15 protein-coding genes are annotated in these 22,141 nt (G+C 68.7%); 10 read left to right on the forward strand and 5 right to left on the reverse strand.

Annotated features, from left to right (window positions below):
- From DDF62_RS20025 to DDF62_RS20040, 4 genes are all read left to right on the forward strand, one after another.
- Positions 1-511, forward strand: a 511-nt coding sequence (locus DDF62_RS20025; RefSeq protein ID WP_165832314.1) for a PTS sugar transporter subunit IIB, incomplete at its 5' end; no start/stop codon positions are given.
- 478 nt (positions 512-989) lie between these two features.
- The gene (locus tag DDF62_RS20030) at positions 990-3,671 is read left to right on the forward strand and encodes a TonB-dependent receptor (RefSeq protein ID WP_116490738.1); all 2,682 of its coding nucleotides are present in this window, start codon (positions 990-992) and stop codon (positions 3,669-3,671) included.
- Positions 3,672-3,779: 108 nt separating this feature from the next.
- Positions 3,780-6,089 (forward strand): alpha-N-acetylglucosaminidase, encoded by a 2,310-nt coding sequence (locus DDF62_RS20035; RefSeq protein ID WP_116490739.1) that lies wholly within the window; start codon positions 3,780-3,782, stop codon positions 6,087-6,089.
- Positions 6,090-6,098: 9 nt separating this feature from the next.
- Complete coding sequence (locus tag DDF62_RS20040) at positions 6,099-7,214, forward strand: acyltransferase family protein (RefSeq protein ID WP_116490740.1); 1,116 nt, start codon at positions 6,099-6,101, stop codon at positions 7,212-7,214.
- A 12-nt stretch (positions 7,215-7,226) separates the two neighbouring features.
- Here DDF62_RS20040 and DDF62_RS20045 read toward each other — a convergent pair whose 3' ends face one another.
- The 3 genes from DDF62_RS20045 to DDF62_RS20055 are packed head-to-tail and all read right to left on the reverse strand — an operon-like array spanning position 7,227 to position 8,975.
- The gene (locus tag DDF62_RS20045) at positions 7,227-7,988 is read right to left on the reverse strand and encodes a TonB family protein (RefSeq protein WP_208866905.1); all 762 of its coding nucleotides are present in this window, start codon (positions 7,986-7,988) and stop codon (positions 7,227-7,229) included.
- The gene (locus DDF62_RS20050) at positions 7,985-8,395 is read right to left on the reverse strand and encodes a YbaN family protein (protein ID WP_116490741.1); all 411 of its coding nucleotides are present in this window, start codon (positions 8,393-8,395) and stop codon (positions 7,985-7,987) included. Before DDF62_RS20050 ends, DDF62_RS20045 begins: the two co-directional genes overlap by 4 nt.
- Positions 8,379-8,975, reverse strand: a complete 597-nt coding sequence (locus DDF62_RS20055; RefSeq protein ID WP_116490742.1) for a biliverdin-producing heme oxygenase — start codon at positions 8,973-8,975, stop codon at positions 8,379-8,381. Before DDF62_RS20055 ends, DDF62_RS20050 begins: the two co-directional genes overlap by 17 nt.
- A 281-nt stretch (positions 8,976-9,256) precedes the next feature.
- On the opposite strand from DDF62_RS20055, the gene DDF62_RS20060 reads away from it, so the two are divergent.
- The 6 genes from DDF62_RS20060 to DDF62_RS20085 all read left to right on the forward strand — a co-directional run bounded on the left by DDF62_RS20060 (position 9,257) and on the right by DDF62_RS20085 (position 19,077).
- On the forward strand, positions 9,257-9,766 hold the full coding sequence (locus DDF62_RS20060) for a sigma-70 family RNA polymerase sigma factor (protein WP_208866906.1): 510 nt from the start codon (positions 9,257-9,259) through the stop codon (positions 9,764-9,766).
- Positions 9,767-9,842: 76 nt separating this feature from the next.
- Complete coding sequence (locus tag DDF62_RS20065; RefSeq protein ID WP_116490744.1) at positions 9,843-10,835, forward strand: FecR family protein; 993 nt, start codon at positions 9,843-9,845, stop codon at positions 10,833-10,835.
- A 153-nt stretch (positions 10,836-10,988) separates the two neighbouring features.
- Positions 10,989-13,928: a TonB-dependent receptor gene (locus DDF62_RS20070; RefSeq protein ID WP_244286884.1), complete on the forward strand. Its 2,940-nt coding sequence runs from the start codon at positions 10,989-10,991 to the stop codon at positions 13,926-13,928.
- Positions 13,929-14,175: 247 nt separating this feature from the next.
- On the forward strand, positions 14,176-15,060 hold the full coding sequence (locus DDF62_RS20075) for a hypothetical protein (RefSeq protein WP_133244960.1): 885 nt from the start codon (positions 14,176-14,178) through the stop codon (positions 15,058-15,060).
- Positions 15,061-15,096: 36 nt separating this feature from the next.
- Entirely contained in the window at positions 15,097-16,977 is a 1,881-nt protein-coding gene (locus DDF62_RS20080; RefSeq protein WP_116490746.1) for a coiled-coil domain-containing protein, read from the forward strand.
- A gap of 150 nt (positions 16,978-17,127) precedes the next feature.
- Entirely contained in the window at positions 17,128-19,077 is a 1,950-nt protein-coding gene (locus tag DDF62_RS20085; protein ID WP_116490747.1) for a glycoside hydrolase family 97 protein, read from the forward strand.
- 166 nt (positions 19,078-19,243) lie between these two features.
- Here the strand turns inward: DDF62_RS20085 and DDF62_RS20090 are convergent, their stop codons facing one another.
- A complete protein-coding gene (locus DDF62_RS20090; RefSeq protein WP_244286885.1) occupies positions 19,244-20,947 on the reverse strand; it encodes a glycoside hydrolase family 43 protein in 1,704 nt (567 codons plus the stop codon).
- A 102-nt stretch (positions 20,948-21,049) separates the two neighbouring features.
- Positions 21,050-22,072 carry a LacI family DNA-binding transcriptional regulator gene (locus tag DDF62_RS20095; protein WP_244286886.1) on the reverse strand — a complete coding sequence of 341 codons (1,023 nt, stop codon included), beginning with the start codon at positions 22,070-22,072 and terminating at the stop codon, positions 21,050-21,052.
- Positions 22,073-22,141 lie beyond the last annotated feature (69 nt).

The raw sequence follows: 22,141 nt of genomic DNA on the forward strand, positions 1-22,141 counted from the left end.
CAACCTGGTCAGCATCGACGCCTGCACCACCCGCCTGCGCCTGATCGTCGCCGACCAGAAGGCCATCGACGAGCCGCGCCTCAAGGCCCTGGGCGCGCGCGGGATCGTCCGCCCCTCCGACAAGGCCCTGCAGGTGGTGCTGGGCCCGATCGCCGACACCGTCGCCGGCGAGATCCGCGCCGCCGTCGGGGCGGGAGGCGTCCAGGCGTCGGCCGCGGTGGTCGCGACGCCGGTGAAGACAGCTGATCCGAAGGCGGCCCCGAAAGCGGCCCCGAAAGCAGCGAAGGCCCTGCTGCCCGGCCTCGGCGGCAAGGCCAACATCCTCTCTGTCAGCGCCTGCTCCAGCCGCCTGCGCCTGGAACTGGCCGACCCCGCCAAGCTCGACGAAGCGGCCCTCAAGGCCGCCGGCGTGCGCGCCCTCGTCCGCCTCGACGGGCCCGTGGTGCATCTGGTGATCGGGCCGAAGGCCGAGGCGGTCTGTGTGGCGCTTTCCAAGGGCGGCGCCCGCTAGTCAGGGCGCCGCGACTCGGGGCATCGACGCCCGCGTTCCGATCGGATCGGAGCGCGGGCGTCTTGCTTTTTGGGGCTTGGTTGCAAGCTGGGCGAGCGCTGGTCGGCCAATTGCGCGCCACGGCTGCGCGGGCCGCGCTCGCTATGCGCGAATGGTCGCAAAAAAGGCATTAAATTGGTATTATGCCTCATGCGCGAATGCGCGACTGATATCCACTCATTGCATTGATAATGCTGATATTTAACGGTGGGGCAGTGGTTTCTGGGCGGTTGAGCCCGAAACCATCGGCGCCTATCCGGCGGTCGGCTGTTAAATTCAAGCATTAGAGCGGGTTGCAAGCTTTGACCGCCTTCCGGGCGGCGCCTACGGTTCCAGTGGGCAGCGAAAAAAGGTCTTCAAATGGTCTGTCCAAAACGGCGCCGCGGGGGAGCGGCGCTCACTGGGCGCGCGCGCCGCGTCCGCTTGAGGGGATAGCATCATGATCGGTCACAAGCTTACGACTTCCCGGCCCGACGCGCTGCGCAAGGCCTTCGTGCTGGCCCTGCTGGCCGGCGCCAGCTTCGCGGGTTCGGCGCTGGCCCAGGCCGCGCCCGAACCGGCGCCCAGCGAGGCCGTCGACGAGGTGGTGGTCACCGCCTTCCGCCGCAGCCTGGCCACGGCGCTCGACACCAAGCGCAACGACGTGCGCGTGTCGGACGGCATCTCGGCCGAGGACATCGGCAAGTTCCCGTCCGAGAACATCGCCGAGGCCATCCAGCGCATTCCGGGCGTGCAGATCTCCAACATCAACGGCCGCGGCTCGACGATCAGCATCCGGGGCCTGGGGCCCCAGTACGCCCTGACCACGGTCAACGGCCAGACCTTCAAGAGCTCGAACTTCACCGACGGCTTCCGCTACGACGTCATCCAGACCGAGCTGGCCTCGGGCATCCAGGTCTACAAGTCGCCCACCGCCGACATGGACGCCGGCGGACTGGCCGGCACGGTCAACATCGACACCGTCCATCCGTTCAACGTGAAGGGCCGCCAGTTGATCTTCGCCGGCAAGCTGCAGCAGCAGGAGCTGATCGGCGGCAGCCCGACGGGCAAGTACGGCGCGACCTATGTCGACCACTTTCTCGACGACAAGATCGGGGTCTTCCTCGGCGCCGGCTACCAGGAGCTCAAGGACCGCGGCGACTATCTCTGGATGGATCGCTGGACGGTGAACAGCGGCGTCTACACGCCCGCCCGCCTGCGCTATCGCCGGATCGACCGCGAGACCAAGCGCAGCATGATCAACGGCGCGATCCAGTTCAAGCCGATCGACGGTCTGCAGATCGACGCCATCGCCACCTACGCCAAGGACGAGACGACGCAGGAGCTGCACCAGCAGGTGTTCCTGTTCACGACGCCGTCGGCCTCGAACGTCACCACCCTGGCGACCGCCAACAACACCGCCACCCAGGTGCGGGTCGCCAATTTCCGCCTGGAGAACAACCACCAGCACGAGACCCGCCCGCAGTCGACCGGCGCCTTCACCACCAGCGCCCGCTGGACCGGCTTCGAGGACTGGGACCTGAAGGCCGTCGCCCACTATTCCCGCGGCCACGCCATCTTCAACGAGGAGGCGGCGATCCTCGGGATCAACATCCCGAGCGCGACGGTCGACATCAGCAACCCGAAGAACATCGTCTTCACGACCTCGACGGCGCTGAGCGATACGGCCCAATACAATCCGGCGACCCTGGTGCGGAACACCTATCCGAACGGCGCCTACCGCACGATCGACTCCTATGAGGACGCCGGCCAGTTCGACGCCAAGCGGTTCTTGAACTTCGGCATCCTGGAGTCGGTGCAGGCGGGGGCCAAGATCCGCCACGAGGTGCTCAAGCGCTACGTCGTGCGCAGGGACGGTTCGGACAGCATCCCGGCCTCGTGGTCGCCGACCATGGCCGCCACCGGCATCACCGTCAGCAACTTCCTCGACGGCGGGATGACCCTGCCGTCGACCTGGGTGTCGCCGAACCTCGACGCCTATCGCGACGCGCTGAAGGCGCAGGGGATCAGCGTCTACGAGGCCTTCGATCCGGCGGGCACCTATCGCGTCGAGCGCGACCTGACCTCGTTCTACGCCATGGCCAATCTGAAGGGCGAGATCTTCTCGCGCACCTTCCGCGGCAATTTTGGCGTTCGCAGCGAGAGCACCGACCAGACGGTGGAGGGCTACATCGGCGGCGCGGCCAACCCGCGCAACACCGAGGTCAAGCTGGTCGCAGGGACCTACACGACCAAGAAGTCGTACGACAACGTGCTGCCGTCGGCGAACATCAGCGTCGACCTGACCGACAACCTGCTGCTGCGCTTCGCCGCCGCCAAGGTGCTGGTGCGTCCGATCATCGACTCCAGCAACCAACTGGCCACCACCGTGACCAGCGCCGTCGACACCACCGGCCACCGCGTCTACTCGATCGCCATCGGCCAGGGCGACCTGAACCCGATGACGGCCAACCAGATCGACGTGACCCTGGAGTGGTACTACGGGGGCGGCAACGGCCTGTCGGCCGGCTTCTTCTCAAAGAAGGTCAAGAACGGCGTCTACACCTCGCTGACCTGTCCGGCTTCGTACGAGGGCACGGCCCTGACCCGGGACAGCGGCGGCGTCTGCCTGTCGAGCGCCGGCGACACCTACAACATCACCCAGAGCTTCAACGACGGACGCACGGTCGACATCCACGGCTACGAGGTGAACTGGCAGCAGTCGCTCGACGCCTGGCTGCCGATCGAGGGCTTCGGCCTGATCGCCAACTACACCCACGTCAATCCGGCGACCTCGGTGACGGGCTTCAAGCTGGCCAACCTGTCGGAGCACACCGCCAACGGCACGGTCTACTGGGAGAACCAGACCTTCAGCGCGCGCCTGTCGGCCAACTACCGCAGCGCCTACGACCAGACCTCGGTGGAGAGCTTCTTCTCCGGTCCGCTGGGCCACACGGTCGCCTCGCGCACCCAGTTCGACCTGAACCTCGGCTACAACATCAACGAACGCCTGAGCCTGTCCTTCGCGGCGATGAACATCAACAACGCCCAGGAGAAGGCCTACCTGCTCGACAAGAGCCGCTGGCAGATGACCTCGGTCACCGGCCCCAGCTACTACCTGTCGTTCCAGTACAAGATGTAGCCCTCCGATCTCCCTCCCCGGAGACGCCGTCCGTGCGGCGCAACTGCTGGTCGCCGCCTGACTCCTGGGCGGCGACCAGATTTTCGTTTCAGAAGAAGAGTTGTCTCGATGTCGTTTCGACCCTCGCGCCGCCAGACCCTGAAGCAGGCCTTCGCCGCCGTCGCCATGGCCGCCATGCCTTCGCTGGCGAGCGCGGCGACGCGCGGTGAAAGCGGGCTCGACGCGGCGCGGGCGGTGCTGAAGCGGCGGTTCGGTCCGCGCGCCGACAAGTTCGACCTAGCGCTGGCGTCGACCGCGAGCGAGAAGCCCTGGTACGCCGTGCGGGCCACGGGCGGCGAGCTGTCGATCAGCGGCGACACGCCGGTGGCGCTGGTGCGGGGCGCCTACGCCTACCTCAAGGAGGCCGGCGCGGCGCAGGTGAGCTGGGAAGGCGACCGCGTCGCTCTGCCGGCCCACCTGCCTGACGCGGATACGGGCCGGGTGGAGAGTCCGTTCGCCCATCGCGCCTACCTGAACACCTGCACCTACGGCTACACCACGCCCTGGTGGGGCTGGGACCGCTGGAGCCGCGAGATCGACTGGATGGCTGTCCACGGCGTCGACATGCCGCTGGCCATGGAAGGCCAGGAATATGTCTGGCGAGCCTTGTGGCGCGAGTTCGGGCTGAGCGAGGCCGAACTGGCCGACTACTTCTCGGGCGCTGCCTTCACGCCCTGGCATCGCATGGGCAACATCGAGGGCTACGCCGCCCCGCTGCCCACCGCCTGGATCGACAAGAAGAAGGACCTGCAGGTCAGGATCCTCCGGCGGATGCGGGATCTGGGCATGACGCCGATCCTGCCGGCCTTTGGCGGCTATGTGCCCAAGGCCTTCGCCGCCAAGCATCCTGAGGCTCGGATCTACCGCATGCGGCCGTGGGAAGGCTTCCACGAGACCTATTGGCTGGACCCGGCCGACCCGCTGTTCGCCAGGATCGCCGGCCGGTTCCTGGCGCTTTATACGAAGACCTATGGCGCGGGGACCTACTACCTCGCCGATTCCTTCAACGAGATGCTGCCGCCGATCAACGCCGACGGCGCCGATGCGCGCGACGCGGCCTATGGCGACGGCGCGGCCAACACGGCGGCGACCAAGACCAAGGTCGAGGTCGATCCGGCCCTGAAGGCCGAGCGCCTGGCCGCCTACGGCAAGGCCATCTACGACTCCATCCGCCAGAGCCGCCCGGACGCGGTGTGGGTGATGCAGGGCTGGCTGTTCGGGGCCGACAGCCACTTCTGGGATCCGGCGGCGGTCAGCGCCTATCTCAGCCGCGTGCCCGACGACAGGCTGATGATCCTCGACATCGGCAACGACCGCTATCCGGCCGTCTGGAAGAACGCCAAGGCCTTCGGCGGCAAGCCGTGGATATACGGCTACGTCCATAACTACGGCGGCAGCAACCCGGTCTACGGCGACCTCGACTACTACCGGACCGATATCGCGGCCCTGGTCGCCAATCCCGACACCGGCAAGCTGTCGGGTTTCGGGATGTTCCCCGAAGGGCTGCACAACAACTCGATCGTCTACGAGGCGACCTACGACCTGGCCTGGAACGGGGGAGGGGCCTCCGCCGCCGCCTGGCTGTCGAGCCGCTCGAAGGCGCGTTACGGCAAGACGAGCCCCGAACTCGACGCGGCCATGGCGCTGCTGGTCCAGGGCGCCTACTCGACCCGCTACTGGAGCTCGCGCTGGTGGAAGAGCAAGGCCGGCGCCTATCTCTTCTTCAAGCGTCCGACGGCGACCATCGGCGAGTTTCCGGGCCATCCGGGCGACCGCGGCAAGCTCGACGCCGCCGTCCGCGCCCTGGCGGCGCTGGCGCCGGCCTATGCGAACGAGCCGCTGTTCGTGCTCGATCTGGTCGATGCGGCGAGGCAACTGGCCAGCCTGGAGATCGACGTCCAGCTGCAGGCCGCCGTGGCCGCCTATCGCCAGGGTGACGCGGCAGCGGGCGATGCGGCTCGTCGCAAGGTCGAGGACCTGGCCCGGGCGATCGACGCCCTTCTGGGCGTGCAGCCCGAGACCCTGGCCACCTGGATCGACGACGCCCGCGCCTATGGCGATACCCCCGCCGACAAGGCCGCCTATGTCAGCAACGCCAAGGCCCAGGTCACGATCTGGGGCGGGGAGGGCAACCTCAACGACTATGCCTCCAAGGCCTGGCAGGGGCTCTATGCCGACTTCTACCTGCCGCGCTGGGGCCGCTTCCTCGACGCTCTGAAGACGGCCGGGAGTGGTCAGTTCGACGAGGCGGCCGTGGTCAAGGACGGCATCGCTTGGGAGAAGGCCTGGGTCGCCGCCGACGTCGCCTATCGTCGGACCCCGCCGGCCGATCCCGTCGCCGGGGTCGGCGGGCTGATCGCGCGCATCGACCGGGCTTAGGAGCCGATCATGACCAAGCCGGCTCCTCGCTTCCTGTCGCTTGACGTCTTCCGCGGCCTGACCGTCTGCCTGATGATCGTGGTCAACACGGCGGGACCGGGGGCGCGCCCGTTCGAACAACTGGTCCACGCCAAGTGGTTCGGCTTCACGGCGGCGGACGCGGTATTCCCCTCGTTCCTGTTCGCCGTTGGCTGTTCGATGGCCTTCGCGTTCTCGCGGCCGATCCCGTTGCCGGCCTTTAGCGCCAAGGTGCTCAAGCGCGCCGCGCTGATCTTCCTGCTCGGCTTCCTGATGTACTGGTACCCGTTCGTGCACTACGCGGACGGGCACTGGGCGCTCAGCCCCTTTTCCCAGACCCGGGTGATGGGCGTGATGCAGCGGATCGCCCTGTGCTACCTGATCGCCGCCTTCGCCGCGCGGTTCCTGTCGCCGCGCTGGATCCTGGCGCTCTGCGGCGGCCTGCTGCTGGGTTACTGGGCGATCCTGCTGGGGGTCGGCGACGGCGATTCCTATTCCAAGCTCGGCAATGCGGGCACCAAGCTCGACCTGCTGGTCGTCGGCCGTGACCACCTCTATCGCAAGGACGGCGGCTTCGATCCCGAGGGCCTGTTGGGAACCCTGCCGGCGACGGTGAACGTGCTGGCCGGCTATCTGGCCGCCCGCGCCCTTCGCCAGGCGAGCGACACCCGCAAGACCCTGATCCGCATGGCGGGCCTCGGCGGGGTGCTGGTCCTGGCGGCCCTGGCCTGGAACCCGTGGTTCCCGATCGCCAAGAAGCTCTGGACCAGCAGCTTCGTGCTGCTGACCGTGGGGCTGGACCTGATCCTGCTGGCCGCCCTGGCGGCCCTGCTGGAGGGGCGCGAGCCGAACGCGGTCACCCGCTTCTTCCAGGTGTTCGGCCTCAATCCGCTGGTGATCTACCTGTTCTCGGAGCTGTTCGTGATCACCCTGCGCCAGTTCGACGTGGCCCCGGGCCAGGACCCCTACGAGTGGGTGGGCGTGCATGTCTTCCAGGCGATCGCGCCGGGAGGGCTGGGCTCGCTGCTCTGCGCGCTCGCCTACATGCTGGTGTGCTGGCTGCTGGGATGGGTGATGTATCGCCGCGACATCGTGGTGAAGCTCTAGGCGGGACTGGCCTCAGGGGCGGGCCAGGAAGAACTCCACCGGCACGACCAGTTCGACCTCCTCGGGACGGTCGGCCGGAATCTGGGGCAGGGGCTGGGCGCGCTTGGGCGTCTCCACCGCGGCGCGGTCGAGTTCGCCGAAGCCGGACGAGCGCTCCAGGCGCGTCCACAGCACATTGCCGGCTCGGTTCATCCGGAAGCGGACGTGGGCGACGCCCTGCTGGCGACGGGCCTGGGCGGCCGGCGGATAGCGGCGCTTCTTCTCCAGCGCGGCCAGCACCTGGCCCTCCCAGGTGGCGACCGCGTTGCTGGCGGTCCGCACCGCCACCGGCGCAGGCTGCACCGGCGGGGCGGTCGTCTGCGGAGCGGCCGGCCCTGGATCGACGGGCGCGCTGGGGCGAGGCGGCGTGAAGAACACGGGCTCAGGCGAGGCCTGGGCGGTCTTGACGGGCGGCTGCTTGGGCGGCGTCGGCCGCGCGGCCTGGCGCTCCTGCTGCTGGGGACCTGGCGGGACCTCCAGTTGCGGAACCGGCGGCGAGGTGGTCTCCAGCGCCACGATCATCGGCGCGGCGGGCGGGGGAGCGATCAGGGCGGGCGCGAAGCCGCCGAACAGGATCGCGCCGGCCAGCGCTCCGTGCAGGGCGACCGACAGCGCCACGCCGGTCGCGGTCCGCGAGCCACGTCGGGACGAGGCGCGGTCCAGCGCGAGCGGCGCCGAGATCGGCGCGCCCTGGAACGACGCGGGCTCCTGCCTGGCCAGGGCGATCGGCTTCACCCCCGCGCGCCCCGCGACGGACGCGAGACCACATAGGCCGCGCACAGCCCGATGATCGTCGCCACGACCAGCAGCAGCGGCCACTTGGGATGGGCGCCCCACCAGAAGATCGCGAGCCCGAAGGCCATGCCGCCGCAGGCCATCAGCTTGGCGGCCGGCGGAATGGCGCGGTCCCGACGCCAGGCGCGCAAGGTCGGGCCGAAACGCGGATGGTCCAGCAGCCAGGTCTCCAGCCTGGGCGAGGACTTGGCGAAGCAGCCGGCGGCCATGATCAGGAACACCGTCGTCGGCATCAGCGGCACGACGGCGCCGATGAAGCCCAGGGCTACGCAGACGAGGCCCAGGACCAGCCAGATCCAGCGGGCTAGGCGCGGCCGGGAGGGGGCTTCCTCAGGCGAAGGCGTCATCGACCAGTCCCCGCACGCGGCGGAAGGCGGCGGCCGCGCCGTCGACGGCGCGGGTTTCCTCGACATCACCGAAGGGCAGGCCGTCGAGCGCCGCGACGAAGCCGCGCCAGTGGCGGCCGCGACCTTCCGGATGCGGCGCCAGGTGACGGGCGCCGAAGGTCTCGTCCAGATCCAGGGCGGCGGCGGCCTTCAGCAGGAAGGCCGCGCCGAGGTTCGAGCCTTCGGCCACGTACAGCCAGCCGAAGGCTTCGGCGGCGTCGACGGGGCCCTGGCCGAATATCGGCGGGGTGTCGGCGCTGGGCGCGGGTTGGCCCAGGTCCTGGATGTCCTGGGCGATCAGGTCCAGCCGGCGACGCTCGGGCAGGTCCGGCACGAGGGCCACGAGGTCCGGGTGAGTGTAGAGCGCGTCGATCTCGCGATGGAAACCCCACTGCGCCTTCAGGAACCGGCCGTAGCGATCGCGGTCGCGGAACGGCTCCAGCGACATGATGCGGCTGTCGAGCGCCTCGTGGGTGCTGTGGGTGCGGGCCTTGAGCCGCTTGGCGCGGGACGGGTCGTGGATCGAGACGTGTGCGTTCATGGGGCCTTCCGGAGCGTCGGGAGCTTCGGGGCGCGCCGGCGATCGCATCGCATTCGCGCCTCACGAGGGAATGACGGTTCAGGCCCGCCGCTTTCCGAAAGAAAATCGCACGAGCGCTCCGATCTTTTCGTTTTCGTCGGCTTCGCGGGCCTGCGTGCCAGGGATCGCGACGCAAGACAAGTCTTGTTGCGACTTATTCTCAAGTGTTATGGGCCGCGCTCCGGCGTCGGCCGCCGGTGGCGCGCCCGCGATCCGGGCGTTTTCGTCTGTCTGGCGGGCGCGTGACGCAGAAGAAGATGATCCGCTCGCACTACCTGGCCCACCGCGACGGGCTGGTCCGCTATGTCCAGACGATCACCGGCGACCGCGACCAGGCCGAGGACGTGGTGCAGGAGGCCTATCTGCGCCTGGGCCAGGCCTTGACCAGGCGATTGCTCGAGGATCCCGGCCGCTATCTCTTCCGCATCGTCCGCAACCTGGCGCTCGACGGCCGCAGGCAGAGGCGGCGCGACGGTCGCCGGTACGCCGAAGACCCCGAGCCCCTGATCGAGGGCGCGCGCGACGAGCAGCCGTCGCCCGAAGCCGCCGCCCTGGCGCGCGACGATTACGAGCGCCTGCTGGCGGCCATGGCCGAGCTGCCCGAACGGACGCGGATCGCCGTCGAGATGCACCGCCTGGGCGGCGCCAAGCTGCGCGAGATCGCCGCCGAGCTGGGGATCTCGACCTCGGCGGCGCACCAGCTGGTGGTCGACGGGGTGGCCCATTGCCGCGACCGGCTTCGGCGCCGCTGAACCGGATTTCGGAAAAACCCGATGCTCGAACGTCTATTGCAACGAACGGCCGTCCGGGCCGCAGGAACCTGACCGAATGGCCGAGCAAGACGTCGCGCGCGCGGACGCCGAAGCCCTGGAGTGGCTGCTGGTCCTGCACGAGGAGCCCGAGAGCGCCGAGCTCGTCGCGCGGTTCGAGGCCTGGCGCGCCGATGATCCCGTGCGGGGGCGGGCCTGGGACGAAGCTTCCGGCGTCTATGCCGCCATCGGCGAGGTTCCGCCGGTCCATGCCGGCCGCTGGGCGCGGCTGCCTGGCGGGGAGGGGCGGATGGTCTCTGGCGCGCGTCGCGAGCGACGGGCGGCGAGCCGAAATCCTGGTCGGCGCCGGCTGGTCGCGACCCTGGCGGCCTCGGCCGCGGCGCTGGTTGTCGCCGTGCTGGCGCCTGGAGCGCTCGTCCTGCTGCAGTCGGACTACGTCACCGGCGTCGGCGAGGTGCGGCAGGTGCGTCTGGAGGACGGCAGCCGGGTCAGCCTGGCGCCGGAGTCGGCCCTGGCGGTGGACTATTCGGCCGGTCGGCGCGACCTGAGGCTGGTCAAGGGGCGGGCCTGGTTCGATGTCCGCCACGATCCCTCGCGCCCGTTCAAGGTAGCCTCGCGCGACGTCGCCGCCGAGGTGCTGGGCACGGCCTTCGAGGTCGACGCCGAGGCGCCGGGCGTCGTGGTGCAGCGGGGGCTGGTGGGGGTGACCTCGCGACGTGTCCAGGGGATGGAACGCGTGCCGGCCGGCCGCGGCGTCGCCGTGGGGGGCGATGGCCGGTTCCTGCGCGCGCCGGTCGATCCGAACGCCGTGGCGGCCTGGCGAGACGGCCAGATGGTGGTCGAGAACGGAGCCATCGGCGACGTGGTGCGGGCCCTGCGCCCCTGGACGCGCGACATCGTCCTGGTGCGGGGCAGGGCGCTGTCCGAGCGCCGGGTGACCGGCGTCTACAATCTGCGCGACCCCGAGGCGGTGACCAGCGCCCTGGCTCAGGCCTACGACCTGGAGGTCACACGGGTGACGCCCTGGATCCTGGTGATCTCCGAGCGCTGACGCCCGCAAGGTGTTGTTTCGGTGAGGAAAATTTCTCCCGGAGCAGATGTCGCGAAGTTTTTTCGGAAAAAGCCGAGCCTGCGTCGTCGATTGGGAAGAACAGATTGCACATGCGTCGCAATCTTTAGTTTTTCGCAAGTTTCGGAGACGGTCGTGGGGTTTTCCAATCGAGTGCGTACGGGCGGTCGGCAGGCGGCGCTGGCGGCGGCGCTGATGCTGACGACGGCGCTGGCCGGGACGGGCGCGGCCATGCCCGCCTTCGCCCAGGAAAGCGCCCAGCGCGCCTATGACATTCCCGCCCAGCCGCTGCCTTCGGCGCTGACCGCCTTTGGTCGCCAATCCGGCCTGCAAGTCAGCGTTCCGGCCGCCCTGGCCCGGGGACGCACTTCGGGCGCGGTCTCGGGCCGGCTGTCGGCGAGCGAAGCCGTCAGCCGCCTGCTGGCCGGCACCGGCCTGACCTACCGCATCCAGGGCGACGTGCTGACCCTGTCGCCGGCGCCGACCGCCGAGGGCGCGACGCAGCTGGGCGCGCTGCGGGTGCAGGGCGACGTGGCCGCCGTGGGGCAGGGCGGAACGCCCGGCGCGCCGTTCGCCGACGAGGAAAGCGACCAGGCGCGCGCCGACGCCGTCTATTCCAAGGCCCGCTCGTCGGCCTACATCGCCCGCGAGACGCTGGAACGATTTCGCGGCGCGTCGGTGGCCGACATGGTCAAGGGCGTTGCGGGTGTGACGGCCGGCGATCCGCGCTCGGCCAACGCGCTGGACCTCAACATCCGCGGCGTGCAGGGGCAAGGGCGCATCCCCGTCGTCATCGACGGCGGCCAGTCGACGATCGACACCTATCGCGGCTATGCCGGCCAGTCGCAGCGCAACTATCTCGACCCCGACCTGATCAGCAGCGTCAGCATCACCAAGGGCCCAAGCCTTGAGGCCAACGCCTCGGGCGGCATCGGCGGCGTGGTGGTCATGGACACGCTGAAGGCCGCCGACATCCTGCGCGCCGGCAAGGACTTCGGCGTGCGCGTGCGGGCCGGGATCTCGGACGCCAGCACCAAGGACCTGCCGGCCTGGAGCGCCTTCCAGAACCCCAGCCGCAACGACATCACCCGTCCGGGCAGCCACTTCTACAACCTCGCCGTGGCCAAGAGCTGGGACCGGTTCGACGTGGTGGCCGCCTATGCCAAGCGCGAGAACGGCAACTACTTCTCGGGCTCCGAGGGCTATGGGGATTTCCCGACCGGCCGCGGCCTGCTGGCGACGCTGAATCCGGCCAAGACCGAGGTCTTCAACACCTCCAACAGCTCCGAATCCTTCCTGCTGAAGGGAACCTGGAAGATCAGCGACGACCAGGTGCTGGAGGCCGGCTACCGCCACTTCGACGGTCGCCAGGGCGAGATCATGGCCTCGCAGATCATCCGCGTGAACCGCGAGCGCGTGCCGCAGTGGGCGCTGGGCCACATGGATCTGGACGCCTATAACCTGCGCTACCGCTACCGGCCGGCCAACGACCTGATCGACCTGAAGGCCAACCTCTGGCTCACCAAGGCCGAGAGCCTGGCCTACAACGGCCTGACCGGCGTCACCCCCTGGTTCCTCGACCGGCCGACCCAGTGGTACGACGGCCCGACCTTCAACACCGAGGACGGGTACCGCGACGCCTATTGGAACGAGCTCTCCATCGAACGCTTCGGCGGCGACGTGACCAACACCTCGCGCGTGTTCACCGGCCTTGGCCGGCTGGATTTCACCTACGGCGGCTCGTTCACCAGCGAGGACATCAAGCCCGGCCCCAACTCGCCGATCCTGCAAGAGGACCTGCGCAACAACCGCTATCTGCGCAACGCCGAGCGCAAGGAATACAGCCTCGTCGGTTCGGTCACCTGGGCCCCGAACGACCAGTGGGAGCTGACGGCGGGCGGCCGCTTCAACCGCATCGACATCCGCGATCGCAACCGCACGGCCACCGAAGGGCCCTATGAGGTGATCGGCCGCTATCGAGACACCACCTTCTACATGCCCAACCCGACCCGGCCGGGCGCGCTGACCAGCGTGGCGCGGGTCTACTGGTTCCCGGATGCGCAGGGCAACTTCACCGAGGCCTCGCTGTTCTCCTCGCCCTACGAGAAGGGCACGGTGGGCGACATCAAGGGCTGGACCACCTATCGCGCCAACGCGGCCGAGGACCTGGAAGGGCCTACGTCCTGGACGTGGTCCAAGCCGATCCGCCGCAAGGCCGACGCGTTCATGCCCACGGTCAGCGCCAGCTACAAGCCGACCGAGAACAGCCTGATCTACGTGAAGTACGCCGAGGGCGTGAAGCTGCCGAGCCTGTTCGAGGCGACGCTGGGCCTGTTCACCGCCGCCAAGCCGACCGACGACCTCAAGCCCGAGCGCAGCAAGAGCTGGGAAGTCGGCGCCAGCATCCTGCAGCGCGACCTCTGGAAGGCGGGCGACCGCGGCGCGCTGAAAGTCGCCTATTTCGACACCCGCATCCGCGACCTGATCACCCGCGACTATCGCACCCTGTCGGCCGGCCTGATCCGCAACGTCGACAGATTCAACGTCGAGGGCGTGGAGATTCAGGGCTCTTACGACATGGGTCGGGTGTTCGCCGACCTGTCGGCCCACCGCTACTTCAAGGCCGAGACCTGCGCGCCCGACATCGCCGCCGAGCGCCGAGCCTATGGCCAGCAGCGCGGGATCGACGAGCTGATCAACACGCCCGACTGCGTGGCCGGGGGCTTCGAGGGATCCTACACCAACACCCAGAACCCGCCGAAGTACAACGTCAACCTGACGGTCGGGACGCGGCTGTTCCAGGAGCGGCTGATCGTGGGGGGGCGGATGGTCGCCAACTCGGGGCCGATCAGCAAGCTCGACAAGGAGTGGAACGTCGGCCTGTCGGCGATCCAGCAGCTCTATCGCAAGGCGACGGTCTACGACCTCTTCGCCACCTACAAGGTGACCGACCAGGTGACCCTGGACGCCAATCTCGACAATGTCGGGGACGAATACTACCTCGACCCGCTGTCGCTGGCGGTGGTTCCCGCGCCGGGACGCACCCTGCGCCTGGCCCTGACCTGGCGCTACTGAGGCCACGGAGCGCGGGGGTCTTGCCTAGCCCTCGCGCGCGCTTCGCCGGCGCTGACAGCCGCACGGCGGGAGTGACGATTTTCACAGAAATCCCTCTGCCGGGACGTCTTTCTCACGATCGTTTTCGGGGCGATTTGACGCCGTGCGCCAGGCGCGCCGGGTCGGGGGGAGATCAATGGCGCGGCCGTCATCGGGCGGAAGGCCGGCTGGACGTCGGCCGGGCGAAGGCGGGGGACTTTGCCGCCGCGTGGCCATGGCCCTGGCGGCGTCGCTTTCGCTGTTCCTGGGCCTTGGCTTCACCGGCGCACTCGCCGATGACGTTCTCACGCCTGAAGCGATCGCCGCCTTCGAACAGCGGCTGGAAGGCGCGCGCGTCGCGCAAGCGGGCATCGCCGAACGGGTCGCGTGCTTCGAGGCCCAGGACACGGCAATGGTCGCGCAGCGCGACGCCGACCAGTTGCGCCTTGGAACGCTCGTGGCGCACAAGAAGGCGCTGGAGGGCGAGCTGGTCCAGCGCCGGGACGAGTACGACGGGTTCCTGCGTGAATACAACGAGGCCCACGGCCTGGTGAGCCAGCTCGCTGCGGATCTGGATGACCTGCGACGCTACAAGGCCGCCAAGGACGAGGCGTTGCGCCGCTGCAAGCAGTCCTGGGCCCTCTTCGGCTTCATGTGCGACTTCTCGATGGAGATCGCCAAGCTGATCGGCCAGATCCACGACAACGACGACCAGATTGCCCGGGCCGAGCAGCGGATGACGAACGCCGTCGCCGGCATGCAGAAGGCCAACGAGCGCTATGAGCAGAGCCAGACGCTGCTGAGCCAGGCGGTGTCCGACGCCGTCCAGACCACCGATCAGATCAACGTCGCCGAGGCGTCCATCAGCCGCCTGAAGGCGGCGTTGGCGATCCTGCGGCCCGAAGCCCTGCAGAACGTCGAGCTGCTGGGCCAGTTCAGCGGCGCGCTTCGCGACGCCGGGCGCGTCGACACCGCCGACGGTCGCGCGCGCACCGCCCGGTTGGTCCGGATGCTCGCCGGCAAGATCGACGGCGTCCAGGAGAAGGCGTCCACCTTGCAGGAAAGGGCCGGGAAGGTCCTGACGCCCCAGCAGCTATCGGCCTGCTTCAAGTAGCGCCGAACATCGAAGTCCATACGAGAAGGGGAAACCATGCCCGACACCGTTCCTTTCGAGAACAAGGCCGAGAAGATCGCCAAGGCCATCGACGCCGAGGTGGCCAAGCTGCGCGCGGTCAAGCCGCTGGAGCTGCCCGAGGCCGACGCGGCCATCGTCGGCCACTACGTCGCCAAGATCGAAGGCCGCTACGATGTTCGTCGCGCCAAGACCGACACCGACAACGCCATCGACCTGCTCTACATCGCCTACAACACCACGCCGCAGGAGGAGGGGCAGACCCGCGTCGAGATCGAGCAGATCATGGACCGGCTGCTCAGGGCCCAGCGCACCAGCAAGGGCGTGATGAGCGAGGCCGTGGATGCGGCCGGCGACGTGATCACCTTCCTGGACATGGCCTTGCCGGCCTGGCTGGACGCCAAGGAAGACGGCGACGTCGCGGGCATCAAGGGCTTCCTGACCCAGGACCTGCTGGCGACCGCGACCGACATCAAGCAGAAGGCGAACGACGTGCGCGAGGCGCTGTCGAAGATCGCCACGACCTATGACGGCATCATCACCGACACCGCGACGGCGGCGCGCAACAGCCAGCAGGTGCTCGCCGGTCGCCTGGCCGACCAGAAGGTGGTCCTGGCCGAGATCAGCGAGGCCGAGGCCGATCGCGACCAGATGGAGTCGCTGGTCAAGGATCTGCAGGACGAGGTTCGCAAGTTCGAGGCCAAGGCCCGTTCATACGAGCAGCGCGCGACGACCGCCGAGGAGCGTGCGTTCGTGATGCAGATCATCAAGGTCGGCGCCCAGGTGGTGGCCGCGGCCTTGCCGCCCATCGCCATGGCGCTGGGCGCCGGCGCCACCGGCGGCGGCTCGGTGATCGCCGCGGCGACCATGAAGTCGATCACCCAGGCCGGTAAGCCCGAAGAAAAGCCCAAGACCGAGACCGACAACACCAGCGAGGTGCTCAAGACCAAGGGCGAGATCGCGACCAAGAAGGCGGCGCTCGTGCTTGCCGAGCAGAAGGTCGTCGCGAGCAAGGACAAGGTCGCCGACCTGCGCCAGGACCTCACCAAGGCCCAGCAAAAGGAAGGCAAGCCCGCCGAGGCCGGGAGCGCCAAGGAGACCGTCGAGCAGCCTGAGGACTCCGAGGTGGTCAAGGGCGTCAAGGGACGCCTGAAGGACGCCAAGCAGACCCTGTCCGAGGACGAGAGCAAGGTGGTGGCGCTGGTCGGCGTGCTGTCGGGCCTGCAGGCTTCGCTCAACGCGCTGGCCCAGGGCCTGGGCGAGCTGTCTCAGGAGCAGAAGGACGAGGCGGCCGGCCTGCGCGAGATTCAGATGAAGATGCTGGACAAGGCCGAGGCCTATGAGCGCGAGCGCCGCGAACAGGCCGCCAAGCTGGTGCGGATCAATGCGCTGCTGAAGGGCCGGCTGTCGCGCGAGGAGACGATCAAGCTGACCATCAAGTCGCTGAACGTCAGCATCAGCGCCCTGAAGCGGACCAAGGAGATCATCGAGGAGATCGCCTGCTTCTTCGACTCGTTTGTCCAGTTCATGAAGCGAGTCACCGAGGAGGCTCGGATCGAGATCACCGTGGTCGAAGGCCTGCTCAAGCAGCAGACCATCGGCAAGGCCAGCCTGGAGCGGATCGTCAGGTCCACGGACGAGTTCTTCATCCGCCAGGCCGGCGAATGGCGAGCGGTCGGCGTCGTGTCCGAGGCCTTCAACAAGAGCTTCTCGGACGGCTTCACCAAGCTGAACGGCCTGCAGGGCAACTACGTCACCGGCGACCAGTTGACGGCTTACCTGGCCGAGGCCGCGGCGCTGCTGACCAAGATCTCCACCGAACGCCAGGCGGCGGCCAAGGCGCGGCTGCTGGATCTGGACGACTATCGCAAGGTCCTGCGCGACGACGCGGCGGCCTGACGACCGGGGCGGCCTCGCTCGCGGTTGGGGACGCCAGTCCTCGGCCGAGGGCGAGGCCGCGTCTCCCGGCTTCGCTCGGGCTTGATATCGATATCATTATGTGTAGCCTGCCCCGAAATCGATAAGGCGATCCAAAGGGGAGGCGACGCCATGAAGCCCACACGTCGAGACATGGTCGCGCTGGCGGTGATGTCGAGCGCCGCGACCGGCGCCGGGGCCAAGGCGGCGACCGCCAAGGGCTCCAGGGGGCATGTCGTCACCTCGCCCGATGGCCGCCTGAAGGCGACCATCGACGTCTCCGGCGGAGCGCCGAAATGGAGCGCGACCTATGACGGCAAGCCGCTGCTGCTGCCGTCCGAGCTCGGTCTCTGGCTGGCCGAGGGGCGACTGCTGGGCGAGGGGGCCAAGCTCACCGGATCGACGCCCGAAAGCTTCGAGGGCGACTGGCGGCCGGCCTTCGGCCAGTCGGAGCGCTACGACCAGTCCGGCCGGCAGGTCACCCTGCACATGGTCGATCCCAAGGCCGGTATCCGGTTCGACATCGTCCTGCGGGTGCTGAACGGTGCAGCGGCCGTGCGCTACGTCCTGACCGGGCTGCCCAAGGGCGCCAAGCTGGCCCTGATGGGCGAGCGGACCCGCTATCGCTTTCCCGACACCGCGCGCCTCTACGCCAGCCGCGACGAGGGCGATATCCATGTCTCCACCCAGGCGGGCCTGGCGCCGCTGGAGCACCCGGACCTGACGGGCTCGTCCGACAAGGGTCACTTTGCCGACCTGCCGATCACCGTCGATCTGGGCAACGGCGTCTTCGGCTTCATGGCCGAGTCCGACCGGCTGCATTATCCGCGCTGCATGGTCCGCGCCCACGAGCAGGGCGGGCTCGTCACCTACCTGATGCGCTATCCGGGGCGAGCCACCGGCTGGGGCGGCGAGGACGATACGCCCGAAGAAGCGACCTTCGAGATCGAGATCGGCCAGAAGACGCCGTGGCGCGTGCTGCTGGCGGCCGACAGCGCCAAGGGCCTGATCGAGCTGCACCACGTGGTTCCGACCCTGGCGACGCCGAACCAACTGGGCGACGTTTCGTGGGTGAAGCCCGGCCACGCCTTCCGGATCATGAAGCCCTATTCGACGCAGGCCTCGTTGAAGGCGGTCGACTTCGCCCAGAAGCGTAACATCGCCTACGTGCTGTTCGACGCCCACTGGTACGGTGACGGGACCGACGCCTCGGACCCCACCGCGCCGATCGCCGCCTTGGATCTGCAAAGGGTGATCGACTACGCCAAGGCCCGCAATATCGGCGTGCTGGTCTATATCGACCGGGTGGCGGTGACCAAGGCGCTGGCCGAGATGTGCCGCCTCTACCAGCGCTGGGGGCTGGCCGGCGTGAAGCTTGGCTTCATGTGGGAAGGCCGCCAGTCCGACGTCGACTTCATCACCAAGGTCGTGCGGGCCTTCGGCGAGCACGGCATGGTCGTGAACCTGCACGACAACCTGCGGCCCGCCGGCCTGGAGCGGACCCTGCCCACCTACCTCACCCTGGAAGGCGTGAAGGGCAATGAGCAGTTCCCGGCCGCGCGCCACCACGTGAACCTGGCTTTCACCCGGCCCATCGCCGGGCCGATCGACTACACCATCTGCTACGCCCAGGAGCGCAACCAGACCACCAACGCCCACCAGCTGGCCCTGGCGGTGACCTGCTACAGCCCGCTGACGCTGCTCTACTGGTACGACAAGCCAGAGAAGTACGAGGACAAGGCCTGGCCCGAACTGGAGTGGTTCGACGCCTGCCCCACGACCTGGGACGAGACCCGCGCGATCGCCGGGGAGCTGGGCGAGTACGTGATCATCGCCCGGCGCAAGGGGCGCGCCTGGTATCTGGGCGCGCTGACCAACGAGATGGAGCGGCGCGTGGACCTCGACCTTGGCTTCCTGGGGCAGGGGCGCTGGACGGCGGTGCGCTACAAGGACGGCGACCTGGCCAGGCCCGCCAATCGCACCCGCGTGGTGATCGAGCGCCAAGCCGTCGACGCCAAGACCCGCCTGCGCCTCCAGCTCAACGCAGCCGGCGGCCAGGCCATCCGCTTCGAGCCCACCTGAGGTGAAAAAAAAAGGGCGCCTGCAGAGGGCGCCCGCCTTGGGAGTGTTGGAGGAAGTAGATCCAAGAGAGCGGCGTCGCAGGACGCTACCGAAGGCCTGATATCGATATCAAGATTGAAGTCGAAGTCAAGCGATCGGCGTTCGTCGAGGCGTCTTTCGACGGCTTCTAGGGGGTCACCCAGAAGCCGTCGAAGTCGGTCCAGCCGATGCGGGTCGAGCTGTTCGACGCCGTGCCGGCCGGGGCCTGGGCGAAGATGCCGACCTGACTGCCGACCCATCGGCCCGGGCGGCTGACGAACGGCGCGCCGACACTGGCGAAGGTCTTGCCGTCGGTGCTGTAGCTCAGCGTCACCTTGGCGTGCATCGAACGCAGCATCGAGGGCCAGTAGGGCGAGAAGTCCGGTGCCGGATCGGCCACGACGACCGGCTCGGCGGTCATGCGCAGCCAGACGGCGGTCGGGGCCTTGGCCTCGATCACTTCGACGCGCTCGGGCTGGAACTTGTCGGCGCCGGTGCGATCGACGCGCACCAGAGCCGGCCCGTTCGCGGTGTTCTGCAGGCCGATCCAGGCGTAGTCCGAGCCGAACATCACCAGGCCCGCGCGCTCGCCCGTGGCCTTGGGCGCGAAATCGAGCCGGGTGGTCGCCGTGAACCGTTCGGCCGGCAGCTTCTGGGTCAGCAGGGCGCCGGTCTCCCACAGGTTCTCCGGCGAAGAGATCGACTTAAGGCGCAGCTTGCCTGGCGCGGCCTTCAGGTCGGCCCAGTCGTCGGCCGGGTTGGCGTTCCACTGCCAGGCCAGGGACAGCGCGCCGTCGAACTCGTCGCTGTCCTGCGGCGCGAGACGCGGGGAGGGGGTCTTGGAGGCCGGCTTGCGGTGGGCCAGCACCGGCTGGCCGATGCCGTCGCCATCCTTGTCCTCGCCGATGATCGGCCAGCCGTCCTTCCAGGCCATCGGCTGCAGCCAGACCCGGCGGCCGTAGGAATCGGCGTCCTGGAAATGCAGGAACCAGTCCTCGCCGGTCGGGGTGGTCACCCAGGCGCCCTGGTGGGGGCCGTTGACCTCGGTGGCCCCCTGGTCGAGGACGTTGCGGCCTTCGTAGGGGCCTTCCAGCCTGCGCGCGCGGAACACGCCCTGCCAGCCGCCCTTCACGCTGCCGCTGGGCACGAAGAGATAGTACCAGCCGTCGCGCTTGTAGAGCTTGGGCCCCTCGGTGGTCATCCACGGGAACGGCCCGCGCGAGGTGGCGACCTTGGGCTGCTTGTCGCCCTCGACCAGGGTGATCGCCTCGCCGACCGCCTGATCGCCGGCCTTGTTCAGGCGGCGGGCGGTGATGACGTTGGCGAAGCCGGCCCGGCTGCGGGCGAAGGCGGTGACCAGCCAGCCCTGGCCGTCGTCGTCCCAGAACGGCGCGGGATCGATGACGCCGCGGCGGTCGTCGACCAGCACGGGCTTGGACCACGGACCCGTTGGATCCTTGGCCCTGACCAGGAACACGCCGAAGTCGGGGTCGGGGTAGTAGATCAGGAACTCGCCGTTGCGATGCCGGATGGCCGGCGCCCAGACGCCGCCGCCGCGACGGGGCGTGGCGTGATGCGCCTGCGGCGTGATCGCGGTCAGGGCGTGGCCGATGATCGTCCAGTTGACGAGATCCGTCGACTTCAGGATCGGCAGGCCGGGCACGTTGGTGAACGAGGACGAGACCAGGTAATAGGCGTCGCCCACGCGGATGGCGTCGGGGTCGGAATAGTCTCCGGCCAGGACGGGGTTCCTGTAGGTTCCGTCGCCCTGGTCGGGCAGCCAGGCCCGCTCGGTCCTGGGCGCGTCAGCCGCCGAGGCGCTGGCCGCCAGCAAGGCCGCGGCCGCGACCAATCCGAGCCCTGTAGAGCCACGACGAAACCCAGCCATCCGCGTTTCCATCCCTTGTTATGATATCGTTACCAGTAACATGGAGCGAGGCTTTGGCAAGGGCGCTCAGGCCGGAGGCGGGGCGGTCGAGGCGCGCTGGATCAACTGTAGTTCGGCCTGCACGTGGCCGCCGGGCTCGGCCCCCGTCCGGGTGAAATCCATGGCCAGCAGCACGGCCGATGCGGCCATGTCGGCGATCGGCTGGCGGATGGTGGTCAGCTCGGGCCAGACCGTCGTCGCCACCGAGGTGTCGTCGAAGCCGGCGATGCTGAGGTCGGCCGGGATCGACAGGCCAAGGCCGTGGGCGACCGCGCTGATGGCGGCGGCCATGTCGTCGTTGGCCGCGAAGATCGCCGACGGACGGCGACGCAGGCCCAGCAGATGCCGGGCCGCGTCGAGACCGCCGCGATAGCTGAAGCCGCCGTCGGCGACATAGCCCTCGTTCACCGTCAGGCCGGCGGCGCCCATGGTCTCGCGGAAGCCCTTCTCGCGCAGCTGGGCCGTGGAGTGGGCCGGATCGCCGCGCACGAAGGCGATGTCCACATGGCCCAGGTCCAGCAGGTGCTGGGTCATCATCCGGGCGCCTTCGAAGTCGTCGATGAACACGGCGGGAGCGCCCTCGCGGGGGCGCGCCGTCGCGAAGCTGACCGCCCCGACGCCGGCCTTTTCCAGCGACTCCAGGATCGCCGCGTCATCGCACAGGGGCGGGGGCAGGATCACCGCGCCGACCCCGGCGTCGACCAGCTTCTGCACCGCCTGGGCGGGCGTCGGATGGGCCTGGCTGGGCTCGATCAGCAACTGGCAGCCGCTGAGGCTCGCTTGGCGAAAAGCGCCCATCAGGTAGTTCGACAGGTTCGACGAGCTGGCGTTCGAATAGAGCATGCCGATCTGCGAGACGCCGGTGCGGGTGGCCCGGGCCAGCGAGTTGGGCCGATAGCCCAGCGTCTTGATGGCTTCCTCGACCTTCTCGCGCACGGCGGGCCGCACGTGGGGATAGCCGTTGACCACGCGGGAGGCGGTCATCGAGGACACGCCGGCGTGCTGCGCCACGTCATGGATGGTCGGCGCCTGTCGCCTCTGCGTGGTCAAGGAATCCTCGCCTCAATACGACTCTCTGCGGGTCGGCGCGCAGTCTAGCGAAGACCGGCCGGATAAGTC

The organism is Caulobacter radicis (assembly GCF_003094615.1).
Classification (GTDB): domain Bacteria; phylum Pseudomonadota; class Alphaproteobacteria; order Caulobacterales; family Caulobacteraceae; genus Caulobacter; species Caulobacter radicis.

Coding starts and splice junctions, on each gene's coding strand:
- DDF62_RS20050 (WP_116490741.1), bottom strand. CDS start 8,395: ATGACGCCTTCGCCTGAGGAAGCCCCCTCCCGGCCGCGCCTAGCCCGC.
- DDF62_RS20030 (WP_116490738.1), top strand. CDS start 990: ATGATCGGTCACAAGCTTACGACTTCCCGGCCCGACGCGCTGCGCAAG.
- DDF62_RS20055 (WP_116490742.1), bottom strand. CDS start 8,975: ATGAACGCACACGTCTCGATCCACGACCCGTCCCGCGCCAAGCGGCTC.
- DDF62_RS20040 (WP_116490740.1), top strand. CDS start 6,099: ATGACCAAGCCGGCTCCTCGCTTCCTGTCGCTTGACGTCTTCCGCGGC.
- DDF62_RS20080 (WP_116490746.1), top strand. CDS start 15,097: ATGCCCGACACCGTTCCTTTCGAGAACAAGGCCGAGAAGATCGCCAAG.
- DDF62_RS20035 (WP_116490739.1), top strand. CDS start 3,780: ATGTCGTTTCGACCCTCGCGCCGCCAGACCCTGAAGCAGGCCTTCGCC.
- DDF62_RS20065 (WP_116490744.1), top strand. CDS start 9,843: ATGGCCGAGCAAGACGTCGCGCGCGCGGACGCCGAAGCCCTGGAGTGG.
- DDF62_RS20085 (WP_116490747.1), top strand. CDS start 17,128: ATGAAGCCCACACGTCGAGACATGGTCGCGCTGGCGGTGATGTCGAGC.